Below are 3611 nucleotides of genomic sequence, written 5' to 3'. Positions count from 1 at the left end.
TGGGGTAAGGGGATTTTATGCCTCCTTGTGGCGATTTTCACCTCTTTGAGCCTCTTTTTCTGCGTAGCCTCTTTTTCTTTCAGTTCTATTTCATTTTTTGAGGGTGGTTGCGGATTTGAGGTAGGATACTATCTTTGTAAGATAAACCATAAAATATAGAAGACATGACAATAACGATCATCACACTTATCGTTACGATAGCCTTCTTTATCTGGGGACGTATCCGTAGCGACATTGTTGCCATGGCAGCACTTATCGTGCTCACAGCCTCAGGCGTCCTCACCACAGAGGAGGCGCTGAGCGGCTTTTCCTCTCCCATTGTCATCATGATGGTGGGACTTTTTGTTGTTGGCGGTGCCATCCTTCAAACTGGACTTGCACATACAGCAGGCAACAAAATAGCGGGACTGGCAAAGGGTAACGAAACACGGGCTTTCATCCTCGTGATGCTTGCTACAGCATTCATTGGTGCCTTCGTAAGCAACACAGGCACCGTCGCTATCATGATGCCTGTCATCATGAGTATGGCTGCCTCATCGGGTATCCGCTCCTCACGCCTTCTGATGCCTGCGGCGTTTGCCAGCAGTTTAGGTGGAATGCTGACCCTCATCGGTACGCCACCCAACCTTGTCGTCAGCGAGGCGCTGGAAGACAATGGTTTTGAGCCGCTCGGCTTCTTCTCCTTTCTGCCTGTCGGACTAATTGTTGTCGCCATCGGACTGGCCGTACTGCTTCCAATGAGCCATCTGTTAGTCAAGAAAGGGAAACACAAGCAGAGAACTGCCGGCAAGAGCCTCAACGACCTCACCAGCGAATATCACATTACCGACAATCTGTATAAATATAAGGTAGGCAGCGGATCGGAGTTAGCCGGGATGAAGGTTAAAGACCTGGACCTGCAAAATGTCTACGGGCTGACGATTCTTGAAATCCGCAACGAGAAGAAGAAAGCCTTAGGAAAGGAGATCACACAGAACATGGCGTGGGCCGACAGTGTCATCAACACCAACGACATCCTCTATTTCTATGGTGACAAGGCAGGAATGCAACGCCTTGCTCTCGATTATCATTTAGAGGATATGCACGGTACCGACCTCGACTTTTATGACATCGGCATCGCTGAGCTCGTACTTCTGCCTACATCGAGTCTCATTGGAACAAGGATAAAAAACTCCCGTCTGAGGGAGGATCATTCGGTGAGCGTGTTGGGAATACGGCATGGTGAGGAGTACCTCACGGATGCCTTAGGGAACCATCGTCTGAAGAACGGTGACATCCTGCTGGTACAAGGTCAGTGGGACAATATCATCCAGATGAATCAAGAGAATGAGGACTGGGTGGTGCTCGGACGGCCGGACAAGAAAGCCGACAAGGTACTCTTGGATTACAAAGCCCCCGTGGCTGCTGCCATCATGGTGCTGATGGTCTTGATGATGGTTTTCCACTTCATCCCCGTGGCACCGGTCACTGCGGTTCTCATCGCTGCCTTGTTAGTGGTGCTGACAGGTTGCTTCCGCAGTGTCGATGCAGCCTATAAGACCATCAACTGGGAGAGCGTGATCCTGATAGCAGCCATGATGCCGATGTCAACAGCTCTTGAAAAGACAGGAGCGTCGCAAATCGTCTCCGAGAGTCTGGTAAGCAGTCTCGGCTCACTGGGTCCTTACGCACTGTTAGCAGGCCTCTATTTCGCCACCTCACTCACAACAATGTTCATCAGCAACACTGCCACAGCGGTGCTCATGGCACCGATAGCACTGGTAGCAGCCCAGCAGACGAACCTGAGTCCTTATCCTTTCATCCTTGCAGTGACGCTTGGTGCCAGTATGTGTTTCGCCTCACCTTTCTCCACCTCGCCGAATGCACTCGTCATGAAAGCCGGACATTACACGTTCATGGACTATATCCGGGTGGGTCTTCCGCTACAAATCATCATCGGTATCGTGATGGTATTTGTGTTGCCTTTGCTGTTCCCGTTCTGACAAATGGCATCTATCGCCTTGATCACAATTATGTATTTGCCAAATCTTCAGAGGCTTGATTCATCTCGTTGATCAACACCTCATAATTCTCTCCGTCTTTGCTGACAATGCGGTATATATCGTCAAGATCAGGGTTAACACCCCAGTCGGATATCTCAGTATCATGGAGAAGAGTATGCATGCCATTGATCATCATTCTGAGGATGGTTCTCTGTTGGAAGCCTGAGCCATCAGTCGCTCTTATGCCAACAACATAGCCTTGCATCATCGAGCGTACCACACCCCGTATCGCTTGTGGCACGGGTACTGGAGCAAGTGAGGAAGGCATGAACTCCACAGCAAGATGCTCTGCAGGTGTCTCGATATGACCACAAAGCAAAGACTCTATCTGCCGACGGTATTCAGCTGTCATGCATTCATAGGCTTCCTTTGACCCACATGCCATACGCATAAGCAATTTCAAAGGTGTGTGATCACCAACATGCTTCTCTTTCATCTTCGATGACAAGTCATCAAGACTGTCATAATTGACCCTGGCGATGATAGGAAACATTGCCTGCGTGAAGTAGCCTGCAATATTCTCGTAATTGTCCATTATCAGTCGCTTCACTATTACTGAGCGGCTCTCTCCGTTTCCGTTGTCCACCTTCTCAATGAGAGCTGAAAAAAGACCTTCAAAGAAACCACGGACCATAGACCTAATGGTCTTGTGTCTGTCTATATTGTCTGTACGCATAGTATCTGCTTATATTAAGTATCATTCCCTTGTGTCCGAGCCATGGACTATTGTTTTCGGGTGCTGTCATGTTTTTCTTGTATTAATCTTCGCCAAAGGTGCAACTTTACTTTGACACAGACGAAAGAGAAGACCAAAATAGATACTTTTTGTTCTCACTCCCTGTCTGGCGCAAGAGCCACAGCTTGAAGTTTGAGAGAAATTTCTCTGATGATGTGATCACTCGATGATTCCTTGACGAATACACATATCGGCAATTTACTCCCATCGCTGAGCAAGTATATTCCTGCATCACCAATATCCGTTGTTCCATCCTTATTGGTATACCCTGAGCCTGTCTTGTGCAATAGCGCAGCTCCTTCAGGAGTAGCTGCAGGCAGCCTATCCATGCCAGTCTCACATTTCATCATCGTTTCCCAAATGAACTGAAGAATCGGGGTGTCTGAATGATGACTTGAAAACCACTGCAACAACAAGGCCATATCTTTGGGTGTAGCCTTGTTGTATCTACAGTACGAATGATCCGCACGCATCTGCTTTTCGGTCTTTCGAATATAAATTCTCTTAAAGCCTAACTTACGAATATAAGATTCGACGACTTTCAGACCGCCACATTGTTTGAAGAGAACATCGCAAGCGTTGTTGTCACTGAGCATGAGAGAGTAACTGATGAGTTCTGCATAGGTGAACGACTGAGATGTCTTTATGTCTCCTAACTTGGGCGACCAAGTGCCCTCTATCAATTCCTCTTTGGTGACTTTGACAGAGTCTGAAAGACGAATATTATTTCTCTGCATCCAGTCTGCCACGAACAATGCCTGAGGGAACTTCATGACACTGTTCATCGGGAAATACTTATTCTCATGAATGCCATAGAATTGTCCGTCCTTTAT

At 47.7% G+C, this 3611-nt stretch carries 3 protein-coding genes; 1 reads left to right on the top strand and 2 read right to left on the bottom strand.

The window, feature by feature from the left end:
- Positions 1–164 precede the first annotated feature (164 nt).
- Positions 165–1982 (top strand): SLC13 family permease, encoded by a 1818-nt coding sequence (locus tag NG346_RS14240; protein ID WP_262281344.1) that lies wholly within the window; start codon positions 165–167, stop codon positions 1980–1982.
- 28 nt (positions 1983–2010) lie between these two features.
- On the opposite strand, the gene NG346_RS14235 is transcribed toward NG346_RS14240, so the two are convergent.
- Together NG346_RS14235 and NG346_RS14230 are read right to left on the bottom strand one after the other, a co-directional pair.
- Positions 2011–2718, bottom strand: coding sequence for a hypothetical protein (locus NG346_RS14235; RefSeq protein WP_262288901.1), 708 nt, complete (start codon positions 2716–2718; stop codon positions 2011–2013).
- A gap of 155 nt (positions 2719–2873) precedes the next feature.
- Positions 2874–3611 (bottom strand): serine hydrolase (locus NG346_RS14230; RefSeq protein WP_262288900.1); only part of this gene is annotated, 738 nt, incomplete at its 5' end.

It is taken from the genome of Hallella absiana, from assembly GCF_025457485.1.
Classification (GTDB): Bacteria; Bacteroidota; Bacteroidia; order Bacteroidales; family Bacteroidaceae; genus Prevotella; species Prevotella absiana.
This window is presented reverse-complemented; position numbering and strand designations above follow the sequence as displayed.